General features: G+C 33.2%; 3 protein-coding genes. All 3 read left to right on the top strand.

Features of this window, described 5'->3' with window-relative positions; all coding sequences use genetic code 11:
- Positions 1–120 precede the first annotated feature (120 nt).
- Positions 121–933, top strand: a complete 813-nt coding sequence (locus CHL74_RS15180; RefSeq protein ID WP_094881995.1) for a hypothetical protein — start codon at positions 121–123, stop codon at positions 931–933.
- Positions 934–1246: 313 nt separating this feature from the next.
- A complete protein-coding gene (locus CHL74_RS15170; RefSeq protein WP_141241360.1) occupies positions 1247–1714 on the top strand; it encodes a hypothetical protein in 468 nt (155 codons plus the stop codon).
- Positions 1715–1735: 21 nt separating this feature from the next.
- Positions 1736–2515: a glycosyltransferase gene (locus tag CHL74_RS15165; protein WP_094881992.1), complete on the top strand. Its 780-nt coding sequence runs from the start codon at positions 1736–1738 to the stop codon at positions 2513–2515.
- Positions 2516–2523 lie beyond the last annotated feature (8 nt).

Raw genomic sequence — 2523 nt, 5'->3', positions numbered from 1 at the left:
GAATCACTCAACTCCAAGCTTAAGGCATTTAGAGGCCAACTGCGTGGAGTTAGGGACATACCGTTCTTTTTCTATCGTGTATCGTTGATATTTGGGTAGGGATGCCACGGACTTTATCGGATGAGCCGTATATCTACCAAGAAGCATGGTGTGTTTACCACAGAATTTGGAGAATTGAATAAGGTGATGACTAATTGTGGAATCATTCAATTGGGTGAGTATGCCTTTAATCGTCATCCTTTCTCTTATCTGATGGAAGCAGCTGATACCATCTGTTATCTTATTATGGATTATGAGGATGCCATTTCTAAAGGATGGGTTAAGTACGAAAATTTTAAGGAAATATTAAAAAATGACGCCGATGGTAAGAAGGTCTTGAATGAGACGGAAAAGCACTTTAATGAGAATGCTCCATCCAAGAAGAAAATGGTTCAGCTGCGAACTGAATTGATGACACACTTCGTAAGTGTTGCCATAGATAATTTTATGCAACATTATGATGATATATTAGATGGTGATTATAAAAAGGAACTTGTTTTTGATACTGACAATAATTCAAGTTTGGCAGATACCATTCAGAATATTTGCCGAAGAGATATTTATTCTCATCCCGAAATCGAATCCTTGGAGTTAACTGGTAATGCAGTACTGACAGGTATCATAGATTATTATGTAAAGTATTTGTTCCATCCAGAGAAATCTTTCCGTACTCATGCTAAGCATTTGATTTCAAAGACAACCTTTCAAGCTGTACTTCAAGAACACTTCCAGGCTATTGGTGAAAAGAAAGATGCTTGGGATTTTTATGATGTCTTTGATCCTATGGACTTTACCTTTGAGGAAAGAATGCGATTGATTCGTGATTTTGTTTCTGGTATGACAGATAAATTTGCTGTTACACACTACAGAAAATTGAATGGTCAGCAGATTTAATAATGGGTAGGGATCGTTATAGCCTTTTACGGAATGTCATAGATAACCAAAGCAACTCGTTCTATCTTTATCTAAATACGTTTTTTCCGCACGGAATAATTAGATTATTGGATGAATTATCTAAGCAGACTGAATTTTATATATTCAGTGGAGTTATTAAAAATTTCTTGTTAGGGTTTATTGAGCATCGTGATTTGGATTTGGTGATTGACCCTACATGTAATCTCCAAATCATCTTGAGAAATTACGAGAATTAGGACTTGCTGAGATAAGACGAAACAAGTTTAACGGTGTAAAATTGATACTGGAAGAAATGGAGGTTGACATTTGGAGATTAGAAGATACCAAGGGTATAACAGATCAATTATTGGCTCCTACTCCAGAAAATCTTATAAGAACATCTTTTTTTAATTTCTCTGCTATAGTTTATGACTATAATTACTCAAGATTCATTTATGATGAAAATTTTTGTGATTTTTTGATGAAGCGTGAGTTGGATGTGGTGTATGAAGAGAATCCTTTCGTAGAATCATGCATAGTGTCTACTTTTTATTATGCAGAGAAATATGAACTGTCAATAAGTTTTAAGCTGTGTAATTGGATAAGAAGACATTATAAAGAAGACATGGATTTTAAGAAAGTACAACTTAGACGTTTTGGAAGGGAATATTATTCTAATGATGTTATTAATAAATTTTGTACAACTTTATTGCGCTATCCTAGTTTTAAAATTATCAAGATAACTAGGATTTATAAGTTAATAGAGATAAAATTTGAATAAAAATATGTCAAAAAATTATGTATGATATTTGATACTCCGTCATTATATCGTGAAGCAATTCATGAAAAGATAGACAAAGAGTATGATTGTGACTGGTATTTTGGAGACTACGATTATAAGGTAAAGACTTATAATCCTCAGAAATACAAGCATTGTAAGATGTTGCATGTCGTGGATATACCTCATGCAAATCTTTATGCGACCAAAGACATGGTAAGCTTGCTATTTAAAAAGGAATACAAAAATTTCTTTATGGTTGGTGAACCCCGAAATGTCTCTATATGGTGTCTTGCAATATTGAAAAGACTCTTCTTTAAGAAAAAGCGACTCTATTTTTGGGCACATGGATGGTATGGCAAAGAATCTTTCTTTCAGGGATTTATAAAAAAAATTGTTTATAAATCGGCTGATGGAATCTTTACTTATGGTCAGTATGCCAAAGACTTGATGGCAAAGAATGGTTTTGATAAGAATAAAATATTTGTTATCCACAATTCTTTGGATTATGATAAGCAACTTATTCTTAGAAAGACCTTATCTGTCTCAACTTTATATAAGGAGCATTTTGGCAATGATAATCCTGTCTTGATATTTATAGGGAGACTAACGGAAGTGAAAAGATTGGATATGTTAGTTTCTGCATTGGCTTTGTTAAATAAGGAATCCTATAAGTATAATTTAGTTTTTGTTGGAGATGGGACAATGCGTGAATCTTTAGAAAAACAAGTTGTAGATTTGAATTGCAAAACAATGTATGGTTTTATGGGGCTTGTTATGATGAAAGGAAGAACGCAGAGCTAATCTATAAT

Source organism: Prevotella sp. 885 (assembly GCF_002265625.1).
GTDB lineage: Bacteria > Bacteroidota > Bacteroidia > Bacteroidales > Bacteroidaceae > Prevotella.
Note: the sequence above shows the minus strand (reverse complement) of the source record. Positions and strands in the feature narration are given on the sequence as shown.